Origin of the sequence: Streptomyces sp. NPDC086023, from assembly GCF_044540325.1 — a bacterium.
Lineage (GTDB): Bacteria > Actinomycetota > Actinomycetes > Streptomycetales > Streptomycetaceae > Streptomyces.
Window position 1 is genome coordinate 15,669 of the sequence record NZ_JBITRX010000014.1, and the last position, 22,723, is coordinate 38,391.

Genomic DNA, 22,723 nt, shown 5'->3' on the forward strand with positions numbered 1-22,723 from the left:
GCTCAGCCGACGGCGGCGCCCCGGGCCGACGCCCCCTCCGGGGCGGCGAATTCGTCCCGCCACTCGGCCCCGGGGAAGGCCGCCGCGTACAGTCGGGCGCAGGTGCGCAGGTGCTCCCGGAAGGCGCGCCGCAGCCGGGCGGTGTAGTGCGCGCACAGGGCGTCGGCCGACGTGCCCCCGGCCGCCGCGTCGACCACGGCGGCGGCCAGGATCCCCGTACGCAGGGCCTGCGCGGTGCCGGTGCCGCTGAGCGGATCACAGCGCAGCGCGCCGGCCCCGACGGTCAGCACCCCGCACGCCCGCTCTCCCGGCTGCTGCGGTCCGGGCGGTGCCGCGGGGGAGCGGTGCAGCCGCGGCGCCGCGGGGACGGCGACGGCGGTACGGGGCGGATGCGCCAGTACGGTGTCCAGCCCGCTCTCGCGGAGCAGCCGGGCCAGCAGCTCCGCCGGCCCGGCGGCCGGCCCCGGCACCATGGCCTGCGCCAGGCACCGGCCGGCTCCGAGCGGCGTCAGGTGCACCCACCCGAGCCCGGCGGTGGCCAGCCGGGCCGTCCGCTCGTCGGCGCCGCCGGCCAGCGGTGCGGTTCCGGCCAGCAACACCCGCCGCCCGTAGGTGTGGTGGGCATCTTCGGGAGCCGTCGCCCTCACCGTCCAGGCGACGGCGCCGCCCCCGGCGGGGCGGGAGGTCCGGCCTCCGGCCCCGTCCCCCGTACCGCGCCGAGGCGTGCCCTCGGTCGTGCCCCCGAGGCCGTTCCGGGACTCCTCGGCGTCGAGTCGCTCCCGCATGCGGGCGGCGAGCCACTCCCCGTCCACCACCCGCGCCGGCTGCGCGAACCTGGCCGGCGCCGCATCGCCCCACGCCACCTCGCGCCCGGTCAACTCCCAGGTGCCGTGCAGCAGTCCGGGACCCCACAGGGAGTCCAGCAGTTCCAGCGCCGGCTGGTTCAGCAGCAGCGGCCGGGGCCCGGCCGGGCCGGTGGGCGCGGGTGGGAGCCGTACGGTGTGCCCGCGCCCGGCGAGCAGCCGGGCGCAGGTGAGTTCGGCCAGCCCGGACCCGGCGACCGCGACCGCGACCTGGCCCGGCATCTGGCCCGTGACCTGGCCCGCGACCTGGATCGGGACGCCGGGACCGCTCATGCGTCCAGCAGGGCGAGCAGCGCCTCGGTGGCGGCCAGCTGCGGGTTGATGATCTGGCGCGTCGGCTGGTCGCCGAGGGTGCGGATCTCGCGAGCGGCGTTGATCGCGGCGACCGCCGCGGCCCGCGCGACCTGTCCGTCCACCAGGGCGGGCGCTCCGGTGGCGAAGGCCGTGGGCAGCGTGAAGCGGGGGCCCACGCCGCGCGCCGCCAGCATGTGGTTGATCTGGTGCAGGTGCCGCATGGTGGTGATGGACTGCTCCATCAGCACGCCGCCGGCCCGGTCCTTGAGGGTGAACGTGCTGTTCAGCAGCCCCAGCAGCAGCGCGTAGTACTGGTCGCTGAGGGTCAGCAGCTGGGTCTGCAACGGGCTGCCGTCCCCGGCGCCGAGCGGCCGCAGGTACTCCGCCGGCGGCACGGGTTCCAGATGGGCCTTGACGGCGGTGAACCGGCGGAAGTGGTCGCCGCCCTCGTCGATGATCAGCTTGATCAGGTGGGCGAGCCGCTCGGCCTCGGGGAACAGCTCCGGTCGCTTCACCAGGGTCTGGTGCAGTTGCACGTACATGCCGTCGACGCCGGTGCCCACGTTCTGGCTCGGCGCCTCGACGTCGATGAACCACTGGAGCTGTTCGGCGGTGAGGGGGCGCAGCGCGAAGGGGTGCGGCCCGTCGCGGTCGATCTCGGCTGCCCGCCCGACGACGGGTGACTGCCCCAGCGTGCCCAGGGCCTCGTTGACCCAGCGCAGGTGCCGCATCTCGTCGACCGCGACCTCGAAGACCTCCCGGGCGGCGCGGTGCACGGCACGGGTGCGCGCGCTGGGCGGCGGGCTCGCCGGCAGCTCCCAGGGGGCGGCCAGCGAATAGTGGGCGTAGAGGTACTCCACGCACAGCGCGTGCTCGACCGTGGCCAGTCGCTTGAGTTCCGCGATCACCTTCTCCTTGGTGAGCGCGGGTACCGGCGCGGGTGGCACCAGCCCGATGGAGTCGTCCTCGCGGTCGTTCAGGACCACGGGCAGGACGTTCCACTCCGAGATGACCTCGGCATGGGTGAACTCCGGTGCGCGGTCGTCGATGCCGGGCCGGTCGGGCGTGTGGGCCCGGTCCCTGCGCAGGTAGTTCATCTGCGGGACCGAGCCGTCCGGGCTGCTGGTCAGGTCCGGCTTGGAGGAGGCCCAGTAGTAGCAGGCGCAGTCGCGGAAGTCGTACTGCCAGGGGGCGCACATGCTCCGGGTCAGGTCGCCCGGTTCGTAGTCGTCGGGGTCGATCACGCCGTCGTCGGTGAGGTACCGGGCCCGGTCGGCCACGAGCACCGCGGCCACGACCTGGCCGCCCGGCCCCCGCTGCACGAAGCTGTTGCCCGCGATCCGGTCCTGGTTGAGGTTGCTCACCGTGGTGGCGCCCACGTCGCCCGCGCCGAGGAGTACGGCGATCCGTCCGGGCAGCAGGTCGTGGACCGCACGCCAGACTCCCGTACCGCTGGTGCCGCGGCAGTCCCGTACGGGGGCCTGCTCCTCCGTCTGGTCCACCGCGGTCCGCCCGCACACGGCCTGTACGCGCAGCGGCCGGCCGGGCACCGTCAGGTCCTCGGCGGTGAGGCCCTGGGCGGCGGCGACGCCGCCGGTGACCGCGAGCACCCGTGCGCCGCCGAGGAGGCCCACCCCCGGTGCGGCCGGCCGCTGCCGGTGGAAGTCGACGACGAGCCCGGGGAAGAACCGCTTGTCGAGGTTGCGCTGGTCGAACTCCAGCCCGGGGAAGCAGTTGTCGACCCCGCTCTCGGTGCGGGTGCCGGCGGGGTTGCCGCGGACGACGTGGTCGGCGCGGGCGGTGAGGTTGCGCGGGAAGATCTTTCCGGTGGGGGTCGGCAGGTCGGGCATGGCGGCTCCTTCAGACGGTGCTGACGGTGCTGACGGCGGGGTTCGGGGCGGGCTGCGCGAAGAAGTCGGGTGCGGACTGGGTGAGCTCGACGTACGCCCGCAGACAGAAGGCCAGCCAGCCGCGGATGTAGTCGCAGCCGGGCCGGCCCCGGCGGCTCACCTCGTGGTAGCAGCCGCCGCCGCACAGGTAGCGGGCCCAGCACGACCGGCACGGCTCGGCGCGGTCCACATGGCGGTCAGCCAGATGCCGCTGCCGCAGGTTCCTGTCGCTGCCCTCCGCGACGGTCCCCATGGCGAAGGCCGGGTCGTCGACCAGCCGGTGGCAGGCGTACAGCCCGCCCTCGGCGGAAGCGCTGAGGTATCCGGCCCCCGCGCCGCAGGGGTACGGGCGGTGGGTGCCCCGGTGGATCTCACGGAGGGCGGTCTGGAAGTTGCCGAACGGGTAGCGGCGGCCGGCGGACAGCTCACGCAGGGCGGTCTCACCGCACTCCACCATCCGCTCCAGGAAGCCCCGGAACGTCTCGGCGGTGATCTCGTACGCGGGGTCGGGCGCACTCACCACGGCGGCGAAGCCCACCTCGTCGAAGCCCAGCCCGATGCCGTGCTCCAGTACGTCGAGCAGCCGGCCGGTGTACGGGGTCACGCTGACCCGCGCGCCCAGGTGCCGCGGGCGGCCGTGCCGGGCCAGTACGTCCAGCCCGGCCCGCAGCCGGTCGTACGCGCTCGCTCCGCCCGGCGCCTTGCGGAGTGCGTCATGGCCGGCCCGGTCGCCGTCGAGGCTGACCGTCACCGTGAAGGGGTGCTCGGCGAACAGCCGGGCGTCCTCGGGCCGGACGGTGGTGAGGTTCGTCGTGAGGGCGAAGCGGACCGGGTTCCCCGCGGCGGCCCCGGCCCGGGTCGCGTACGCGACCACCTCGTGCACCAGGTCCCGGGCCAGCAGGGGCTCGCCGCCCATGAAGCCGACCACCACGTCCGCGCCGGGCGCGGCCTCGGCCAGCAGCCGGTCGACGGCGGCGAAGGCGGTGCCCCGGGGCATGGCGCGGGCGCTGCCGCCGAACCGGCCTTCGTCTGCGTAGCAGTGACCACAGCTGAGGTTGCAGGCCTGCATGACGTTGAGGGAGATCGAGGCAAGCGGCGGGGGCTCGGCCGGCGTGCCGTCGATCCGGGGCGCGCCGCCCCACAGCGGCAGGTCCAGTTCGGCGGCCAGGCCCTCCGGCGACCCGTCCGGCACGGCCGTCCACCGCTCCAGCCGCGCCGCCACCGCCTCGGGCACGTCGTACACCCGGCTGCCGTCGGCGACGAACAGGTGGGCTCCGTGTGCGCTGCGGAAGACCTTCACCTCGGCGGAAGCGCCGGGCGGGGCGGGGGTCGCGGCCGGGGGTGCCGTACCGGGGCGGCGCGGCTCCTCGGGCGGGCGGCGGCCGATCTGCAGGAGTACGGTCACGTGCCGGGCTCCGTGTTCGCGCGGAGCGACCGGGCCCAGGCCACCAGCAGGTCGTACTGGCGGTGGGTGAGGTGCAGTGCCGCGCCGTCCGCGGCGCGCATGGCCGGGGGCATCTGCTCGGTGAACTCCGACCGGTCGGTGTACCGGGGGTCACCGGAGGGCTCACGGACCCGGTCCGTGATGAGGGCGGGCCGCTCGCGCAGGAGGTCCTCCAGCATCTCCAGGGCGACCAGCCGGCGGTGCCGGCGCCTGCCGCTGTCGGTGAGTCCGAGCGGCATGCCGTCCAGCGGTTCCACCGGTGCCAGCGCACCGAACAGGTCGTTCATCGCGTCGAGGTTGACGTTGCCGGCCGTTTCGAGGATCCGTTCGAACAGGTCGCGGATCTCCGGTGCGGTCCGCGGGTCGTCGGTGTACCCCGGCCGGCGGACCTCGCCGCGCCCGACCCGGTCGGTCAGCCCGTCGGCGATGGAGACGAAGGGCCTGCGGTCCGGGGAGAACACCGGCGGGCAGGCCACCACCCGGGCGGTGGCGCTCAGCCCGCCGGGCAGGGTGACGGTGACCAGTCCGTCGCACACGTCGTCGACCAGGCCCACGGACTGTCCCGAGTTCTCCGCGCCGGCGAACAGGCCCCGCGGCACGGTCCTGGGGTCGGTCGAGTTCATCCTGAACTTCGGCCACTCCGCGTTCCGGTTGAGGAACAGCCGCTCCGGGGGCACGCGGTAGCGGCCGTTCGGCGGCTGCGGCAGGCCCTCCGGCCCGTACACCACGCCCGCCCCCGGCGTGAACCGCAGCCGCAGCTCCGGCAGCGCCGCGTCGGGCGCCGGGACCTGGACGGCGCCGAGCGGCACGCTGCGGCCGGCCGGGACCAGGGGTTGCGGCTCGGTCTGCGGCGAGACGCCGTCCAGCCGGTGGCGCTGGTGGTCGTCCCCGCGCACGGCGACCCGCGCCGTGATGCGGTCGCCCTCCGCCTGGGTCATGTGGTGGGGCTTGAGGTTGGCGACGGTCACCTCCCACCGGACGTCGGCCAGGCCCAGCCCGAACTCGGCCAGGACCTGCTCGGTCACCGGCCCCGTCCGCCGTTCCCCGCCGACGGTCCAGCTGCCGTGCACCTCGAAGTACGGGCAGACCGGCCGCCAGCCCTCCGCGTCCTTGAACCGGACCTTCTGCGGCATCCGCTCGGTCAGCGTGCCGTCGGCGGCCAGGTCGAGGGTGGGCTCGGGGACCACCGTGGTCTTGCCGGAACCGCGCGGGCTGAGGTCGCTCGGCCCCCAGCGGTAGTTGTCGCAGGGGGTGCGGGAAGGGCCCAGGCGGGCGAAGGCGAGCGGGGGCTGGAGCCAGAGCTTGTCGATCACCGGCATCTCCTTGCGGTCGGAGGCAGGATGACGGGGCGTGAGCAAACGTACGGATGTGGTCACGGTGTGTCACGTTCGACACGGTCTGGATCCGCAGTCCCGATCGCCGGCCGCGCCGCGCCGGCCGCGGCGCCCCGCGCTGTCAGGGCCGCGCCGCCCCGCGCCGTCAGGGCCGCGGCGTCAGCCGCGCCGCTCCACCGCCACCATCGCCGCGTCGTCCCCCAGACGGCCGCCCGGGACGTGGGCCAGGAGGTCCGCGCGGAGGGTGTCCAGGAGCGCGCGGGGGCCGCTGCCGGACCAGGCCGCCAGCCGGTCGGCCAGGGGGTAGAACCCGCCGGCCGCGTCCCGGGCCTCGATCACCCCGTCCGTGTAGAGCAGCAGCAGGTCGCCCGGCTCGAAGGCGAAGGCCTGCATCCCGTAGCCCCCGGGCGCGAACTCCGCCAGGCCCAGCGGCGGCGCCGGTTCCGCCACGTCGACGCTCGTCACGGTGCCGCCGCGGAGCAGCAGCGGCGGCGGGTGGCCGCAGTTGACCAGGTGCAGTACGTGCTCCCCGTCCGGTACGTCGAGCACGGCCGCGGTGATGAAGGCCTCGCCCCGGTCGTCCGCGGCGTCGTCCATGCCCTCCACACCCGCTGCGTCCTGCGTGCCCGCCTCGCCCTCCGTGACCCCGGCCGGGCCGGACCCCGTACGGCCGTCCGCGCCCCCGGCTTCGGGTTCCGGTTCCGGCGCCACCGTGCCCTCCAGGTACGCCACCAGGGCCGGCAGGTCGGCCTCCTGGTGGGCGGCCGCGCGGAACGCCCCCAGTACCAGCGCCGCGTCCCCGACCGCCGCCAGCCCCTTGCCGCGCACGTCGCCCACGATGAACCGGGTGCCCTGGGCGGTCCGCGCCGCCGCGTACAGGTCGCCGCCGATCCGGGCCTCCGCCTCCGCCGCCAGGTAGACCGAGGCCACCCGCAGCGGCCCGAGCCGCTCGCGCGGCGGCCGCAGCACCACCTGCTGCGCGGCCTCGGCGACCGTGCGCAACTGGACCACCTGGCGCTCGTGCTGCTCCCGCAGGTACGCGAAGAACGTGACGAACACCGAGATCAGGATCAGCGCCGTGATCTGGAAGGTGTGGTTCAGGTCGGTCAAGGTGGTCCGGGCCACCGAGACCACCACCTGTGCGAGGACCGCCACCAGCCCGACCAGCGCTGTGGCCCGGGGCCCGGCGAAGGAGGCCGTCAGCGCCGGGGCGGCCGCCAGGAACGGCCCCAGGTGCACCTCCGGCGGCGCCAGGATGTCCACCACCGTCACCAGCGCGATCAGCGCGAGCGGCACCGCCAACAGCGCGTGGCGCGGTCCCTCCCCGGCCCGTCTCCGCCCGGGGCCCCCACGGGTCCAGTGATCCATCGTTCCTGCATACACCGTGAGCGGGCCCCGCCGCCGCAGGCCCGCCAGGGGCCGTCGAAGCTCGCCCCGGGCCCTGGCAGACTGGGCCCGCACCAGATGAAGGAGACGTCCGCATGTCCGTGGTCGGCAATCTGCGCAGGGTGGCCCGCATGGCCCGCCGCCTGCGCCCCGTGGACCTCAGCCACCCCGCGCGCTCCCCGCTCGGTTCCACGGTGGTCAACTGCATCACCTACCGCGACGGGCAGCGCCACGGCGGCTTCCGCTCGGTGTCGGAGGCGCTGGCCCGGGTGCGCAAGGACGGCGAGGGCTTCCTGTGGCTCGGGCTGCACGAGCCCGCCGAGGAGGAGCTCGCCGGGGTCGCGGAGCTGCTCGGACTGCACCCGCTGGCCGTCGAGGACGCGGTCCACGCCCACCAGCGGCCCAAGGTCGAGAGCTACGGCGACGTGCTCTTCGCCGTCTTCAAGTCCGTCTGCTACGTCGAGCACGAGCGGCTCACCTCGACCAGCGAGGTGGTCGGCACCGGCGAGATCATGGTCTTCGCCGGTCCCGACTTCGTGGTCACCGTCCGGCACGGCCACCACGGCTCCCTCGGCCCGCTGCGCGAGGCCCTGGAGGCCGACCCGGACCAGCTCGCCAAGGGGCCGGCCGCCGTGCTGCACGCCGTCGCCGACCACGTCGTGGACGAGTACCTGGCCGTCGCCGACGCCGTGCAGAACGACATCGACCAGGTCGAGGCGGAGGTCTTCGCAGCGGACGGCGCGCGCGGCGCCGACCCCGGCCGCATCTACCAGCTCAAGCGGGAGCTGCTGGAGCTCAAGCGGGCCGCGGTCCCGCTCGCCCGGCCGATGCAGCAGCTCGCCGGGCAGCCGATGGCCGGCATCGACGCGGAGATACGGACCTACTTCCGCGACGTCGGTGACCACCTGGCCCGGGTCACCGAGCAGATCGCCTCCTTCGACGCGCTGATCGACTCCATCCTCCAGGCCCACCTGGCGCAGGTGACGGTGGCCCAGAACGAGGACATGCGCAAGATCACGGCCTGGGCCGCGATCGTCGCCGTGCCGACCATGGTGTGCGGCGTGTACGGCATGAACTTCGACCACATGCCGGAGCTGCGCTGGACCTACGGCTACCCGCTGGTCCTGGGCGTGATGGCGGTGGCCTGCTTCGTCATCCACCGCGGCTTCCGGCGGAACGGATGGCTGTGACCCTGCTCGTGGTGGACGGCGCCAACGTCGTCGGCTCCGTGCCGGACGGCTGGTGGCGCGACCGGCGCGGCGCCGCCGAGCGGCTGCGGGACCACCTCGCCACCCGCGCGGAGGGCGAGGAGATCGTGCTGGTCGTCGAGGGCGCGGCCCGCGGGGTGGCCTCCGTACCCGGGGTCCGCGTGGACGAGGCGCCGGGCAGTGGGGACGACCGGATCGTCGAACTCGCGGCCGCCGCCGCGCAGCAGGGCCGCACCTGCGTGGTCGCCACCGCCGACCGGGAACTGCGCGAGCGGGTCCGCCGGCACGGCGCGTCGTGCGTCGGCCCGCGCACGGTCCGCCCGCAGGGCTGACGGCCCCTCCGCCCGGACCCGGCACACGGCCACGGCTCGCGGCCCGGGGCCGGACCCGCAAGGCCGGCCGCCGGCCCTGGCCGCGGTCCGCGCCCGCCGTGACCGTCCGGTGGCCGGGCCGTGAACCGCCGGCAGCCGCCCGGGCAATCGTTCGACCGCCTTCCGCCGAGGGGGAAGCGTTTCCGTCCCCGCGCCCCACAGTGCGGCCTGACATCGCGAGGGGCGGGCGGCGGGGGGATCCGGAGTGAGTGGCGCGTACGAGGGTGGTCGCCGTCTCCGCCGCGGAGCACCCCGACCCCGGCACCTGCGAGCGGGCCTTCGCCGGGACCCGCGCCGAGGCCGCGGCCGTTCTGGGCGGTCAGCCGCCACTGGTATGCCCCGCCCGGCACGCGGTCGACCCTGTACCGGCCCGCCGCGACTGCGTGTCTGGTGTCCACAGGCCCGGCGGCTGCATGCCGACTCAGGCCCGGCGGACCGGCTGTTCCGGGGCGGGCTCCGCACCGGCGGGGCGCTGGTGCTGGCGATCATGTCCCTAGTGGGCGGGTTCCTGCTCTACCGGGCCTGGCAGGCGCTCGGTTCGGCCGGCCCCGCCTTCCTGACCACCTCCGCCTGGGAGCCGGACACCGGCAACTTCGGGATCGCCGCGGTCCTCACCGCACCGTCCTGATCGCCGGCGTCGCCGTCCGCCTGGCGGTGCCGCTGGCGATCGGGCAGCCCCGCGACGAGCGCACCGCCGACTACGTCACCGGCCGCTTCGGCTAGCCGCCCCTGCGGACTCCGGGCCGGGCACGGCGGTGCCCGGGCGCGGTACGGCCGGGCCGGGACCGGCCCCGGTGGTGCCGGTGTGGGGGCCGCCGGTACCGGGGGTGCCGGTCCCGGTGGTGGCCGGCCCCGGTATGGAGCCGGTGTCCGGGGTGCGCCGGGCCGCGGGGCGGACCCACAGCAGGGCGCCTGCCAGCAGGACCGCGGCGGCGAGCAGCCAGGGCCCCGGCCCGGCCGGCAGCGCGCTGACCACCAGGCCGGTGAGCGCGCCGGCCAACTGGAGGGCCAGGGACTGCACGGACAGGGCGGTGGCGCGGCCGGCGCTGGGCACCCGCCCGTGCAGCAGCTCGTTCTCGTTCGGCCCGGCGATGCCGAACCCGAGGTAGACCAGTCCGTACCCGGTGAGGGCGAGGGCCGCGGGGGCCGGTCCGCCGGCGGTCGCGGTCACGCCGAGCAGGACCAGCCCGCCCGCGCCGGCGGCGAGGCCCGCGAGGACGGCGCGCTCACCGCTGCCGGTCAGCCGCGCGGCGAGCGGTGCCAGGTGGCTGCCGGCCGCCGAACAGAGGAAGCCCGTGCAGGCCAGGCCCGCGAAGAGTGCGGCGCCCGATTCCGGGGCGCCGGTGAGCGCCGCGGCCCGGCCGGGGGTGAGCAGTTCGAGCGCGGCCAGGCCGCTGCCCGCGGCGGCTGCGGCGAGCAGCACCCGTCGGACCAGCCGGTCGCGGCCTCCGAGCCGCAGCCCCGCCGCCACGGTGGCGGGTATCCCGCGCAGCACGCCGCCGGCCGTGGCGGGCGCCCGGGGCGGCTCGCGGAGCGCGGTCAGCACGTACAGCACGAACACGAGCTGCCCGGCCGCGCCCAGCAGCGGCGGTACGGACAGCGGCAGGACCGGTCCGGGCAGGGCGGCGTGGCCGAGCAGCCAGGGCAGGGCGCCGCCCAGCAGGGTGCCCGCGGCGAGCGCGGCGGAGGTGGCGGCGCTGCCGCGGGCCAGGCCGGTGCGCAGCTCGGCGTCGGGATCGGCGGCCTGGACGGTGTCGACGTACCAGGCTTCGGCGGGCCCGCTGGAGAGGGCGCGGGCCGCCCCCATCAGCACCGTGCCGGCGGCGAGCACCCAGCCGGTGGTGCCGAGGGCCAGCAGGAGGAGTGCGGTCAGGTTCAGCAGGCCGGCGGCGGCCAGTACGGCGCGGCGCCCCAGGACGTCGGAAAGCCCGCCGGTGGGCAGCTCCAGGACGGCGGCGGTGAGGGAGTGCGCCGCGAGGAGGCCGGCGACGGCGGCCACGGTCATGCCGCGCTCGCTGAGCAGCAGGACGAGCGGGGCGATCGTCAGGCCCATGGGGAGCCAGAAGAGGGCGCAGGCCGTGGCGTAACGGCGCCGCGCGGTGCGGGCGCCGAGGAGGGTGGTCACTCGGCACCTCCGGCGTGCGCGCAGGCATCGGCCGCGGCTTCGGGGGCGGCTGCGGCTTCTGCTTCGGCCGGAGCCTCCGCGTCGGCCGGAGCCTCGGCGCGGGCCGGAGTCTCCGCGTCGGCCGCCGCCCGGCCGGTCTGGTGCGCTGCCAGGGGAAAGCCGGCGGCGAGGAACACCACCTGGGCGGCGCGCGGGTCCCCGGCGTCCCTGGCGGTGAGCTCGCCGAGGGTCCGGTCGATGACCGCCCACAGCTCGGTCAGCGACTCGGGCGTCAGCACGGGCAGCAGGTCGGTGATGCCCGACGGCTCCAGCCACTCCTCGCCCAGCCGTCCCTCGGCGACGTCCGTCTCGTGCCGGACGAGGGAGTCCTGCAGGTGCTCGACCTGTCGCCGTCGTGCGAGGCCGACGAAGGCGCGGCTGCCCGCGGTGGCCTCCATGGCGCGGTTGTCCCAGGAGGTGACCGCGTGCACGGCCTGCCAGCGGCGCTCCCGGCCGTCGCGGTTCCGGGCCTCGGCGACGAACGCGTACTTCGCCAGCACCCTCAGGTGGTAGCTGGTGGACGCGGAGGACTCCCCGGTCAGGACCGCCAGTTCGCTCGCGGTCGACGGACCGTGCTGCCGCAGCAGCCCGAGCAGCCGGATGCGCAGGGGGTGGGTGAGTGCCTTGAGTGTCGCCGAGTCCCGGGTGGGGTCGAGGACCCGTCTCTGCTCTTCGCTGACCATGCCGACGAGCGTAGGACCTGACGGCAAGTCTGCAAAAGAGTTTTTGCAAAATTTCTTTGGGGAAATCTTGAGGTGAGGCGTCGTGGTGTGAGGCAAAGGGAGTGAACATGGGCATTCAGTGCGTCCCGGGGGTGGGGTGGCCGGTCGCCGAGGCCGGGACGTTAGTCTTCTGGGCGGACTGTGCCGGTTTCCACCGAGACGGGCGCATGGCCGGGCCGCCGTGGATCACGGCAGGCAGCGCAGCGCCGCGCGTAGGCCGTTCCTCCTGCCCCCGTCCGCCGAGCCGCCCGAGATCGCCCCGCCATGTCCACGCACCCCGCGGCGCCCCTGCCGCACGCCCCCGAGTCCCCCGTCGTCGGGCCCGTACGGGCCCCCGCCCGGCCCACCCCCGCGGCCGCCGCGCACAGCATCAGCGCCGCGACCGCCGTCCTCCTGGCCCTGGTCGGCATCGGCGCGATGATCCACGAACCGGTGCTCATACCTTCCCTGGCCGCCAGCGCGGCCCTCGTCCACAGTGCCCCTGCACTGCCCCTGGCCCAGCCCCGCAGCGTCATCGCGGGCCACATGATCGGTGCCCTCGTCGGTTACGGCGTGCTCGCCGGGCTGGGCAGCAGCCCCTGGGCGGCCGCCGTCGCGGGCGGCCTCACCCTCGCCCTCACGATGGCCGCGCGCACCCCGCACTCCCCGGGCTGCGCCAGCTCCGTGATCGTGGTGCTCCAGACCCCCGAGGCGGACACCTTCGTGCCGCTCCTCCTCGGCGCCACCGTCCTGCTGGTCCTCACCGGCTGCCTGGCCTCCCGCATCCGCCCGGGCGCCACCCGCTACCCGGCGTACTGGTGGTGAGCCACCCGGCCGGGCTCAGCGGCCGGCCGGGCGAACACCTCCCGCCGCAGGACGCGCGCGGCCGCTCCTGCGCCTACGGCCCCGCACGCCTCGGGCGTCATCAGCCGCAGCCGGAGCGGAGCCCCAAGCAGCTCCCGGTCCCCGGCGGGCCCGGCGGTTCGCCGTCGCCCACCGGGAGGCCGAGACGTCGTCCTCAGCCGCCCACGGCGAGGACGTCCAGCAGGGGCGGGGACGGCGGCCAGGGCGGCGACGGGAGGGTGGACGCCAGGCGCAGGGCGCCGAGCAGGGGCGGGCCGTCGGGGGTCGTCCAGCGGGCGTCCGGCAGGTACGCGGCCACGTGGCGGCGTACCGCGTCGGCGAGCCCGGGCAGCCGGAACAGCCCGCCCGTCAGGCACAGGTGGGGGGACGGCAGCCCGGCCGCGGCTGCCGTCGCGCTCGCCGCGATCTCCTCCGCGGCCCGGTCGAGCAGCAGTGCCGCCACCGGGTCGCCCTCCGCCGCGGCCCGGCCGACCGCGGGCGCGAACGCCGCCAGCAGTGCGGCCCGGTCGGCCCGCGGCTGCAGCGCCGCGGGCAGCCCGGCCACCGGCCCGAACTCCTCGGTGGCCAGGGCCAGCAGGAGCGCCGAGCCGCCGGCCCGGCCGTCGTGCTGCCGCAGCGCCGCCTCCAGACCGGCCCGCCCGATCCACGCGCCCCCGCCGCAGTCGCCCAGCAACTGCCCCCACCCGTCGGCCCTGCGCCACCCGTCCTCCGGGTGGGATCCGACGGCCACCAGCCCGGTGCCGCCCGCCACCACCACCCCGTGCCGGGTCCCCAGCGCGCCGATGTGGGCCGTGATCGCGTCACTGGCCAGGGCGAGGGACCGGGCCCCGGTCTCCCGCGCCAGCGGCCCCGGCAGCCGCGCGGCCAGGTCGCGGCCCAGCAGGGCCATGCCCGTCGCGCCCACCGCGACGGCCGTCGCCCCGGGCGCGCCCGCGGCGTCCAACAGCCCGCGCAGCGCGGGCAGCACGGCCGCCAGCAGCGCCTCCCCGTCGTGCCCGGCCGCCGTGATCCTGGCCGGGGCGGCGAGTTCGGCGGTCCGGACAGCCGTCAGGGCGGCCGGCCAGCCGCCCCGCGCGAGGGCGATCCGGATCCCCGTACCCCCGACGTCGACCCCCGCGAACCAGTGCTCCCCGGCCCCGTCGGACATGACGCAACTCCTTCGCTTTCCGGCCAGCTTCGCGATGTGAGGCCGACCATAGCGGCACCGTTTTGCAGAAGATCTTTCAGATCTACGCGGGAAGAATGAAAGATCTTCAGATGCCGCGCCGGGGAACCGCATCCTCCGCAAGATCCCCGAAATGGTTGCATGAACAACTTATGGGGTGATGTCCGGATCGCGGCCAACCTGCCGGCCGCCGTTTCCGGGCCGCCGTCACCCGCTGGTACTCATCGCCTTGCGCCGCGTACGACAAGCACATCGCGGCGCCGGAAACCCGTACCACCACGTACCACCAGGGGGGACACCCATGTCCGTCATGACCCGACGCCGAGCCCTCGGCGTCACCGCCTCCGCGGCCGCCGCGCTCGCCGTGGCCGGCGCCACCGGTGCCGCGGCCGCCGGCACCGCGGACCACGCGGACCACACCGGCCACACCGCGCCCGGCTCCTTCGACGAGGTCTACAAGGGCCGCCGCATCCAGGGCGGTCCGACCGCCCACGGCGGCCACCACGGCGACCACGGCGGCGGCCACTCCGTCCGCATCGACGGCCAGGAGCTGCACATCATGCGCAACGCCGACGGCACCTGGATCAGTGTGGTCAACCACTACGAGACCTACCGCGACCTGCGCTCGCTCGCCCGGGCCGCCGTCGTGGAGCTCCAGGGCGCCAAGCTCGTGCCGCTCGCCACCGGCTGACCGCGGACCGCCTTACCGCGGACCGACCGATGCGGGGACACCCTGACCATGTGATCCCCGCACACCACCGACCGACCACCGCACCACCCCAGAAAGACACGGGGACGTACCAGTGACCATACGCAAGAACCAGGCCGCGCTGACCGCCGACGAGAAGAAGCGATTCGTCAACGCGGTGCTGGAACTCAAGCGCGCCGGGACCTACGACACCTTCGTCAGCACCCACAACTCCTTCATCATGAGCGACACCGACTCGGGCGACCGCGTCGGCCACCGCTCGCCCTCCTTCCTGCCCTGGCACCGGCGCTTCCTGCTGGAGTTCGAGCAGGCGCTCCAGGCCGTCGACCCGACCGTGGCCCTGCCCTACTGGGACTGGAGCACCGACCGCACCACCCGCGCCTCCCTCTGGGCCCCGGACTTCATGGGCGGCAACGGCCGCTCCCGCGACGGCCAGGTGATGGACGGCCCGTTCGCCTACTCGGGCGGCAAGTGGGAGCTCAACGTCCGTGTGGACGGCCGCCCGTACCTGCGCCGCGCCCTCGCCTCCTCGGTGGCCCAGCTGCCGACGAAGGCCGAGGTCGACAGCGTGCTCGCCATGGCCACGTACGACGAGGCGCCCTGGAACAGCGCCTCCAACGGCTTCCGCAACCACCTGGAGGGCTGGCGCGGCGTCAACCTCCACAACCGCGTGCACGTCTGGGTCGGCGGCCAGATGGCCACCGGCGCCTCGCCCAACGACCCGGTGTTCTGGCTCCACCACGCCTACATCGACAAGCTGTGGGCCGACTGGCAGCGCCTGCACCCCGGATCGACCTACCTGCCCACGGCCGGCACGTCGAACGTGGTGGACCTGAAGGACACCATGCGGCCGTGGAACAACGTCACGCCGTCCGACATGCTCGACCACACCCGCCACTACACCTTCGACACGGCGGCGTGACGCCCTCCCGACGGGACGAGCCCGGGGCGGGACGCGGACGCCGACGCTGACGCGGGCGGGGTCCGCGGGACGGGTCCGCGGGGCGGGGGAGCGATTCCGCCACCCCCGCCCCGCCCTCTGGCGCCGCTCCGGCGTCCGCGCTTCACTCGGGGCCCATGAGACGACAGCGGATCATGAGCATGATCAGCGGGCTCGCCCTCGTGGCGGGCTCGCTGTTCGCGGGTGCCTCCCTCGCCCGGGCGGACACCCCGCCCGCCGAGTTCGGCACCGACTGGCACGACCCGATCACCGCGGACCCGCCCGTCACCCGGCCCGCCGGCCGCTCCTGCGAAGTCACCCTCGCCGCAGCGCAGTTCCGGGACTTCACCCCGTACCGGGGGAGCTATGCGCCCCCCGCGGCCTGCCCGGGCCCCTGGTCGAAGGTGGTGCTGCGCCTCGACGGGAAGGTCAAGGGCCGCCAGTACGACCGCCTCGGCAACCTCACCGTCGACGGTGTCGAGATCCTGCGCACCTCCACCCCGCAGCCCTCACCCGACGGCATCACCTGGTCCGTCGAGAAGGACGTCACCCGGTACACCGACACCCTGCGCCGCCCGGGTGCCGTCGAGATGCTCATCGGCAACGTCGTCAACGACACCTACACCGGCGTCCTCGACGTGCGCGTCACCCTCACCTTCCACACCGGCCGCCCGGCCACCACCCCCGGCGGCGGAACCGGCCGCACCGTCCCCGACCGCGTGCTGCCCGTCACCGCCGCCTCCCTCACCACCCCGCGCAACACCGAGCGCCTCCTCGCCGAGGTGTACGCCACCGGCTCGGGCGGCGGCTGCGAGGAGTACTGGTACCTCACCGTGCCCGACGAGGCCCCCTACTCCTGCAAGGCCGCCGAAGGCCCGTACCGCGAGGTCCGGATCTCCGTCGACGGCCGCCTCGCCGGCATCGCCGCCCCCTTCCCGACCGTCTGGACCGGCGGCTGGTCCAACCCCTTCCTCTGGTACGTCACCCCGGGCCCCCGCGCCTTCGACGTCCAGCCCCTCACCTACGACCTCACCCCCTTCGCCGCGCTCCTCAACGACGGCCGCCCGCACGCCGTCGAGGTCTCCGTCGCAGGCGTCCCGGCCGGGCAGAGCGGCTGGAGCGTCCCGGCCAACCTGCTGCTCTGGCAGGACCACGGCCGCCGCACCGTCACCGGCGCCCTCACCCGGCACCAGCAGACGGACCCCGTCAACACCCCCCGCTACACGGCCGGTTCACCCCACCGCCTGAACACCACCGGCGGCCACTCGCTCACCGTCTCCGGCTACCTCGACACCTCCCACGGCCGCGTCACCACCACCGTCACCCGCACCCTCGCCCACACCTCCGCGCACCGCTGGACCGACGGCGAGGACCGCGACGCGCTGACCGCCCAGTGGCACGACGACGAGACCGTCACCACCGGCGGCGTCACCACCCGCACCGCCCGCACCTACACGATGGACGGCGAGACCACCCTGGGCGCCGACAGCCGCCTGCGGACCGTCCTCGGCCTCGGCGACCGCGCCGACACCACCGTGACCCGCCCCGGCCGCCCCGCCTCCCGGACCCTCCTGGACCACACCTACACCGGTGACGCCACCTACACGTACGGCGCCCCCCGCGACCAGCGCCACGCGATCGGCACCACCACCGACCGCTACCGCCTCCGCACCCCCGACGGCTGCCACGACCGCACCCTGCGCACCGCCCAGGGCGTGCTCGTCGAGGACAGCCGCGGCTGCTGACGGCCGGTCAGCCGAGCCCCCCTCGGTGGACTTCCGCCCCGGCTGCGATGGTGCCGGCGGGCGACGTCCGCACCTTCTCCCGGAGCCTTCGGCAACCTGCTGACCAGGGAATCCGAGGGACCGGCCCGGCCGACGGCACACCGGCAGGTGGCCCATGATTGTGCCTGCTCGCGGGGTGGGCCAGGCGAGCAGGCACAACTCAAAGGGGACGCGCCAGATGGCACAGGGAGCGGACAGGACCACCGGGTGGGGAAGACCGGAGGCCGAACTGTTCGCGGAGATGCGCCGGATCAAGGAGGCCGCACGGCTGAGCTACAACCGGCTCGCGGACAAGACGCACTACAGCCGCTCCTCCTGGGAACGCTTCCTCAACGGCAAGCAGGTGCCCACCAGGGTCGCCGTCGAGGAGTTCGCGACCGCCGCCGCACCCGCCCCCGATGCCGCCGCACCCGTGCTCGTACCCGCCGCGGCCGACCACGGCCGGCGCACCCCGCGGGCCCGCCGGCGCGCCGTCCTGGCGATGGCGGCCTGTGCCCTGGCCGGAGCGGTGCTCGGCAGCGTGCTCACCGTCATCGGCCTCAGCGGTGTGGTCGGTGCCTCCGGTGGCGCCAGCGCGGCGTTCGGCTCCCGGGGGAGGTCCGCGAGCACCGCTCCCGCCGACGGCGGGACCGGCACCGACGCCCCGGCGCCCCGCCCCACCGCCCCGATCAGGACCGGCTGCAAGAGCGACACCTGCCTGCTCCGCGAACCCCAGGCCATGGACTGCCACTGGGACGCCACGACCGTACGCAGGACCTGGCTGCGCGCATGAGCATCCAGCTGCGCTACAGCGCGGCCTGCCAGGCGGTCTGGGGCCGCATCGAGGCCGGGAACGTCGGGGACACCGTCAGCATCCGCGACAAGCGGGGCCTGTCCGACCAGGCCGCCATCCGGATGGAGCACGACACGTACACGCGGATGCTCGCGGTGACCCCCCAGGAGCCCTGGGAGACGATCACCGTCTGCGGCTCCATCCCGAACCAGAGGGAAGAGGAGTGTTCCCCGCTCGGCGGGGTCAAGCCCTGATCCCCGCCGGCGGCCCGGCGGCCCGGCGGCCCCGCGGCCCATCGGCCCGGCGGCACTCCGACCCCTCGCCCCCGTTCCCGAAACCCTTGACCTCAACCCGGCTTGAGGTCCTAGCGTCGAGACCATGGACATGGAGATCACGGCCTGGCAGTCGCTGCACAGCACGATGAACGCCCAGACCCGCCGGCGGCCCTTCGACCGGGCCACCCTGCGCCGCATCGGAACCTTCGCCCGCCCCCACTCCCGCCGCATCGGCCTCTACCTGCTGGTCAGCGTGGCGACCGCGCTGCTCGCGGTCGCCACCCCGCTGCTCGCAGGCCGCGTGGTCGACGCAATCGTCGGCGGCGGCGACTCCGGCACCGTGGTCCGCCTCGCCGTACTCATCGCCGGCATCGCGCTCGCCGAGGCGGCCCTCGGACTGATCGGCCGCTGGCTCTCCGCCAACCTCGGCGAGGGCCTCATCCTCGACCTGCGCACCGCCGTCTTCGACCACGTCCAGCGGATGCCGGTGGCCTTCTTCACCCGCACCCGCACCGGCGCCCTCGTCAGCCGCCTCAACAACGACGTCATCGGCGCCCAGCGGGCCTTCAGCAACACCCTCTCCGGCGTGGTCGGCAACCTCGTCACCCTGCTGCTCACCCTCACCGTGATGCTGGGCATCTCCTGGCAGATCACCCTCCTCGCGCTGGTGCTGCTCCCCGTGTTCGTGCTGCCCGCCCGCCGGATGGGCCGCCGCATGGCCGGCCTCCAGCGCGAGGCCGCCGATCTCAACGCCGCCATGGGCACTCGTATGACGGAACGCTTCTCCGCCCCCGGGGCCACGCTCGTGAAGCTCTTCGGGCGGCCCGCCGAGGAGTCCGCGGAGTTCGCCGCACGCGCCGCCCGGGTCAGGGACATCGGCGTCCGCACCGCCATGGCGCAGTCCGCCTTCATCACCGCCCTCACCCTCGTCTCCGCCCTCGCGCTCGCCCTCGTCTACGGGCTCGGCGGCGTCCTCGCCCTCGACGGCCGGCTGGAGGCCGGCGCGGTCGTCGCCCTCGCGCTGCTGCTCACCCGCCTCTACGCGCCCCTGACCGCGCTCGCCGGGGCCCGCGTCGAGGTGATGAGCGCCCTCGTCAGCTTCGAGCGCGTCTTCGAGGTACTCGACCTCGAACCCCTCATCGTCCAGAAGCCGGACGCCCGGCCCGTCCCCGACGGCCCGGTCGCCGTGGAGTTCGACGGCGTCCGCTTCGGCTACCCCTCCGCCGACAAGGTGTCCCTCGCCTCCCTGGAGGAGACCGCCGTCCTCGACACCCGCGGCGGCACCGAGGTGCTGCGCGGCATCTCCTTCCGCGCCGAACCCGGCCGGATGGTGGCCCTGGTCGGCTCCTCGGGCGCAGGGAAGTCCACCATCGCCCAGCTGCTGCCCCGGCTCTACGACGCCGACCAGGGCGCCGTACGGATCGCCGGGGTCGACGTGCGCGACCTGGACGCGGACTCCCTGCGCGGCACCCTGGGCATGGTCACCCAGGACGGCCACCTCTTCCACGACACCGTCCGTGCCAACCTCCTCCTCGCCCGCCCCGGCGCCACCGAGGAGGAGCTGTGGGAGGTGCTGCGCCGGGCCCGCCTGGACGGCCTCATCGCCGGGATGCCCGACGGCCTCGACACGGTGGTCGGCGAGCGCGGCTACCGGCTCTCCGGCGGCGAACGCCAGCGCCTGACCATCGCCCGCCTCCTCCTGGCCCGGCAGCGCGTGGTCATCCTCGACGAGGCCACCGCACACCTGGACTCCACGTCGGAGGCGGCCGTACAGGAGGCCCTCGCCGAGGCGCTGGAAGGCCGCACGGCCGTCGTCATCGCCCACCGCCTGTCCACCGTCCGCGCCGCCGACCAGATCCTCGTCGTCGAGGACGGCCGCATCGTGGAACGCGGCCGCCACGAGGACCTCCTGGCCGCCGGCGGCCGTTACGCGGAGCTCCACCGCACCCAGTTCGGTGCCGCGGAAGCGGAGGCGGAAGCGGAAGCGGGCGCAGGGGCAGGGGCAGGGGCGGGTTCAGGCCAGTAGGCGGCTCCAGGTGCGGGCGTCGACGATGCCGTCGGCGGGCAGTCTGCGGGCCTTCTGGAAGGCGGCGACACGGGACCGGGTGCCGGGGCCGAAGAGGCCGTCGACGGGGGTGTCGTAGCCGAGCGAGTGCAGTCTGCCCTGCATGGCCCGTACGGCCTGGCCGGCGGCGCCCTGCGAGACCGGGGTGCTGAGCTGGTTCCACGTCTGGGCGCCTGCAACGCCGTCCACGACCGTTTCGCTGCGCGTCTGGAAGGCCCGCAGCGCGGATTCCGTGGCCGGCCCGAAGGTGCCGTCGACGGGGACCTGGGCGCCGTGCTGGAGGAGCAGGTGCTGGAGGATGCGGACGCGGTCGCCCGTGTCGCCCGGGCGGAGCACCGTCCACATGGGGCCCACCGGGTCGCCGCCGACCCGGGCGGCCACGTCGGAGCGGAGCTTGGGCAGCAGGGCGTAGAGGCGGTCGCCGGGGCAGGCGGTGGCGTTGAAGTCCCGGTGGCCGTAGATCTGGTAGGCGTCGACGCCGTACTGGCGGCAGATGTACGTGCAGAGGGCGACGAGGCTCTCGTACTGCTCGGTGCGGGGCTCGACGGTGCTGTAGGTGCCCTCGTTCTCGATGCCGATGGCGACCCGGTTCTGGCCGGTGCAGTGGGCGGCCTCGACGGTCTCAGACCCGTCGAGGAGGGAGTTGAGGCTCTCGTGCCGGCCCTCGGTGACGAAGCCGCCGCGGCTGACGGTGAAGTGCTGGCCGGTGTCGATCCAGCCGTTGGTGTCCATCTGGTAGTTCTGGATGGCCCGGGCCAGGACGAGGGAGCGTTTCTGCGAGTAGTCGGTGACGTTCGGGGTCGCGGTGTGGTGGACGATGATCTTCTCGGGCGAGGTGGGCAGTACCCGGACGGGGCTGGTCGGTTGCCGGGCGCCCCAGGAGTCACAGTCCGTGATCTCCGGGGCGTCCGCCGCCCGGGCCGTTCCCGGCGTCCCGAGAGCGGCCAGCGCCCCCAGTGAGAGGGCTCCCGTGAGCACCGTCCGGCGGCGCAGCAGGGGTCGCAGCGTCGGCAGCATGTGCGATTCCGTTCCGTGGAAGAGCGGACGGCGGCTCACCCGGTGCGAGGCATACGGGTGATCCGCCGTGGCTTGAGCGGGATGTCCGACACCCCCGTGTCCGGACAGCCCACCGACGCGTCAGCACGCTAGAGATCAAGACGGGTTCCGGACAAGCCAGATCGCCGTGTGGGACGTCCCGTGTCGTCCCATGGGACCCCTGGGACACCCGGGACGGGTGACGCGGGGACGGCCGAACGGCCCAGCGCGCCGGGGAGGGCGGGGGCCACCCCGCCCCCTCCGGCCGCGGGACCGCTCCTCGCTGCGGGCGTCGCGTCCAGGCCGGACACGGCCACGCCCCGCCGCGCCGCCGGCCCCCCCACGTCCGTCTCCCGGCGCGCGACGTCCTCGCCGATTCACCGCAGGGTGACCGCGCTCAGCTCCGGCCGGCCGGGCTGGTTGTGGTTCGAGCGTGGTGCCTGGCAGCAGAAGCGGCTGATCGCCGCCTCGTACGACGGCACGGGCGTACCTCCCTGGTCTGCGGGCGGGCGTCGGGGTGTTCCCCTCACAGTCCGGCCGGCGGTCACGGAGCGGCGCCACACGGCAAAGCCGTTCGGGCCCGGCGGGCAAGGCGGGTCCGCGGGGGCGCGGGGCCGGCTCCGGAGGCGCGGCATCCGGCGGCAGATGGGAGCCGGTGCGCGCACTCGCGTCCCACCGGCACATGACCCGTGGCCGTGCCACCCGTGACCTTCGGCTCGCGATCCGGCCGGCCGGCACTGTGGGCGGCGGGCGGCCGCTTCCTACGGTCGGGCGTGTCCGGAACAGCACGCCCCCGACACCCTGGAGCACCGTCCCATGAACCCTGCCGGTACCCCCGCCCCCGACTCGCCGGCCGTGCCCGCGGCAACCCCCGGCCCCGCCCCCGACGGGCCCCCCATCCCCGGCCTCCAGCGGTTCGGCGCCGTGAGCGGGGTGCTGCTCGCGCTCGGTCTCGGTGTGCCCGGGGCCGTCGAGGCGTTCACCGGGGAGACCGCCGCCACCAGCATCGTCCTCGGGCTCGGGGCGGCCTTCGGCGCGCCCGCCGTGACCGCGTTCCACGCCCACCAAGCCGCGGCCTCCGGCCGCTTCGGCGTCCTCGCGCACGCCGTGAACCTCGTCGGGCTCGGCCTGTTCACCGGAGTCGCCTTCGCCCTGAACCTCGTCGTGTACTTCCTGCACCCGGCCGCACTGCCCGCCCCGACCCGCGCCGCGGTGCTCGCCGCGGCCGCCGTGTTCATCGCCGGTACCGTGTTGTTCGGGGTCTCCATGGCCCGCAGCGGGGTGTTCCCGCAGTCGGCCGCCTGGGGCTACACCGTGTGCCTCACCCTGCTCGCCCTCGCCTCCTCCCTGCCCGACACGCCCTGGACCGGCCTGCTGCACGTCCTCGCCGCCGCCTCCCTCGTCCGGCTCTCCGTCGCCGTCTGGCCGGAGCCCCGCCCGTCCGCCTGACATGCCCACTA

20 protein-coding genes are annotated in these 22,723 nt (G+C 75.1%); 11 read left to right on the plus strand and 9 right to left on the minus strand.

The genetic code is table 11. The annotated features are described in order from the left end of the window. Positions 1-2 precede the first annotated feature (2 nt). The 5 genes from ACIF6F_RS25510 to ACIF6F_RS25530 all read right to left on the minus strand — a co-directional run bounded on the left by ACIF6F_RS25510 (position 3) and on the right by ACIF6F_RS25530 (position 7,192). Positions 3-1,136 carry a hypothetical protein gene (locus ACIF6F_RS25510; RefSeq protein WP_399950852.1) on the minus strand — a complete coding sequence of 378 codons (1,134 nt, stop codon included), beginning with the start codon at positions 1,134-1,136 and terminating at the stop codon, positions 3-5. After that, positions 1,133-3,007: a LodA/GoxA family CTQ-dependent oxidase gene (locus ACIF6F_RS25515; protein WP_399950855.1), complete on the minus strand. Its 1,875-nt coding sequence runs from the start codon at positions 3,005-3,007 to the stop codon at positions 1,133-1,135. The genes ACIF6F_RS25510 and ACIF6F_RS25515 overlap by 4 nt, the downstream gene beginning before the upstream one ends. A 10-nt stretch (positions 3,008-3,017) precedes the next feature. Continuing rightward, positions 3,018-4,451 carry a radical SAM protein gene (locus ACIF6F_RS25520; RefSeq protein ID WP_399950858.1) on the minus strand — a complete coding sequence of 478 codons (1,434 nt, stop codon included), beginning with the start codon at positions 4,449-4,451 and terminating at the stop codon, positions 3,018-3,020. Continuing rightward, positions 4,448-5,803, minus strand: coding sequence for a hypothetical protein (locus ACIF6F_RS25525; protein WP_399950861.1), 1,356 nt, complete (start codon positions 5,801-5,803; stop codon positions 4,448-4,450). Before ACIF6F_RS25525 ends, ACIF6F_RS25520 begins: the two co-directional genes overlap by 4 nt. Positions 5,804-5,983: 180 nt before the next feature. Then, a complete protein-coding gene (locus ACIF6F_RS25530; RefSeq protein ID WP_399950865.1) occupies positions 5,984-7,192 on the minus strand; it encodes a PP2C family protein-serine/threonine phosphatase in 1,209 nt (402 codons plus the stop codon). 113 nt (positions 7,193-7,305) lie between these two features. Here ACIF6F_RS25530 and ACIF6F_RS25535 point away from each other — a divergent pair, with 113 nt between their 5' ends. The 3 genes from ACIF6F_RS25535 (at position 7,306) to ACIF6F_RS25545 (ending at position 9,417) form a co-directional block, all read left to right on the plus strand. Then, positions 7,306-8,400, plus strand: coding sequence for a magnesium and cobalt transport protein CorA (locus tag ACIF6F_RS25535; protein ID WP_399950868.1), 1,095 nt, complete (start codon positions 7,306-7,308; stop codon positions 8,398-8,400). Continuing rightward, on the plus strand, positions 8,391-8,750 hold the full coding sequence (locus ACIF6F_RS25540; RefSeq protein ID WP_399950871.1) for an NTP pyrophosphohydrolase: 360 nt from the start codon (positions 8,391-8,393) through the stop codon (positions 8,748-8,750). The genes ACIF6F_RS25535 and ACIF6F_RS25540 overlap by 10 nt, the downstream gene beginning before the upstream one ends. Before the next feature lie 514 nt (positions 8,751-9,264). Next, on the plus strand, positions 9,265-9,417 hold the full coding sequence (locus ACIF6F_RS25545) for a hypothetical protein (protein WP_399950874.1): 153 nt from the start codon (positions 9,265-9,267) through the stop codon (positions 9,415-9,417). 75 nt (positions 9,418-9,492) lie between these two features. On the opposite strand, the gene ACIF6F_RS25550 is transcribed toward ACIF6F_RS25545, so the two are convergent. Together ACIF6F_RS25550 and ACIF6F_RS25555 are read right to left on the minus strand one after the other, a co-directional pair. Further along, positions 9,493-10,842, minus strand: coding sequence for an MFS transporter (locus tag ACIF6F_RS25550; RefSeq protein WP_399951365.1), 1,350 nt, complete (start codon positions 10,840-10,842; stop codon positions 9,493-9,495). Between the two features lie 68 nt (positions 10,843-10,910). Next, the gene (locus ACIF6F_RS25555; protein WP_399950877.1) at positions 10,911-11,636 is read right to left on the minus strand and encodes a helix-turn-helix domain-containing protein; all 726 of its coding nucleotides are present in this window, start codon (positions 11,634-11,636) and stop codon (positions 10,911-10,913) included. Positions 11,637-11,939: 303 nt separating this feature from the next. Between ACIF6F_RS25555 and ACIF6F_RS25560 the strand changes: the two genes are divergently transcribed. After that, entirely contained in the window at positions 11,940-12,479 is a 540-nt protein-coding gene (locus ACIF6F_RS25560) for an HPP family protein (protein WP_399950880.1), read from the plus strand. A gap of 193 nt (positions 12,480-12,672) precedes the next feature. Here the strand turns inward: ACIF6F_RS25560 and ACIF6F_RS25565 are convergent, their stop codons facing one another. Further along, positions 12,673-13,665 (minus strand): BadF/BadG/BcrA/BcrD ATPase family protein, encoded by a 993-nt coding sequence (locus tag ACIF6F_RS25565; protein WP_399950883.1) that lies wholly within the window; start codon positions 13,663-13,665, stop codon positions 12,673-12,675. 319 nt (positions 13,666-13,984) lie between these two features. Here ACIF6F_RS25565 and ACIF6F_RS25570 point away from each other — a divergent pair, with 319 nt between their 5' ends. The 6 genes from ACIF6F_RS25570 (at position 13,985) to ACIF6F_RS25595 (ending at position 20,189) form a co-directional block, all read left to right on the plus strand. Continuing rightward, the gene (locus ACIF6F_RS25570) at positions 13,985-14,374 is read left to right on the plus strand and encodes a tyrosinase cofactor (protein WP_399950886.1); all 390 of its coding nucleotides are present in this window, start codon (positions 13,985-13,987) and stop codon (positions 14,372-14,374) included. Between the two features lie 112 nt (positions 14,375-14,486). Continuing rightward, positions 14,487-15,314: a tyrosinase family protein gene (locus ACIF6F_RS25575; RefSeq protein WP_399950889.1), complete on the plus strand. Its 828-nt coding sequence runs from the start codon at positions 14,487-14,489 to the stop codon at positions 15,312-15,314. 155 nt (positions 15,315-15,469) lie between these two features. Next, complete coding sequence (locus tag ACIF6F_RS25580) at positions 15,470-17,077, plus strand: peptide-N4-asparagine amidase (RefSeq protein WP_399950892.1); 1,608 nt, start codon at positions 15,470-15,472, stop codon at positions 17,075-17,077. Positions 17,078-17,294: 217 nt separating this feature from the next. Then, entirely contained in the window at positions 17,295-17,888 is a 594-nt protein-coding gene (locus ACIF6F_RS25585) for a helix-turn-helix domain-containing protein (RefSeq protein ID WP_399950895.1), read from the plus strand. Beyond that, entirely contained in the window at positions 17,885-18,142 is a 258-nt protein-coding gene (locus tag ACIF6F_RS25590) for a DUF2690 domain-containing protein (RefSeq protein WP_399950898.1), read from the plus strand. The genes ACIF6F_RS25585 and ACIF6F_RS25590 overlap by 4 nt, the downstream gene beginning before the upstream one ends. A gap of 124 nt (positions 18,143-18,266) precedes the next feature. Next, on the plus strand, positions 18,267-20,189 hold the full coding sequence (locus tag ACIF6F_RS25595; protein WP_399950901.1) for an ABC transporter ATP-binding protein: 1,923 nt from the start codon (positions 18,267-18,269) through the stop codon (positions 20,187-20,189). Here the strand turns inward: ACIF6F_RS25595 and ACIF6F_RS25600 are convergent. After that, the gene (locus ACIF6F_RS25600) at positions 20,178-21,245 is read right to left on the minus strand and encodes an N-acetylmuramoyl-L-alanine amidase (protein WP_399950904.1); all 1,068 of its coding nucleotides are present in this window, start codon (positions 21,243-21,245) and stop codon (positions 20,178-20,180) included. The two genes, ACIF6F_RS25595 and ACIF6F_RS25600, sit on opposite strands and share 12 nt — an antisense overlap. A gap of 834 nt (positions 21,246-22,079) precedes the next feature. Between ACIF6F_RS25600 and ACIF6F_RS25605 the strand changes: the two genes are divergently transcribed. Then, entirely contained in the window at positions 22,080-22,712 is a 633-nt protein-coding gene (locus tag ACIF6F_RS25605; protein WP_399950907.1) for a hypothetical protein, read from the plus strand. Positions 22,713-22,723 lie beyond the last annotated feature (11 nt).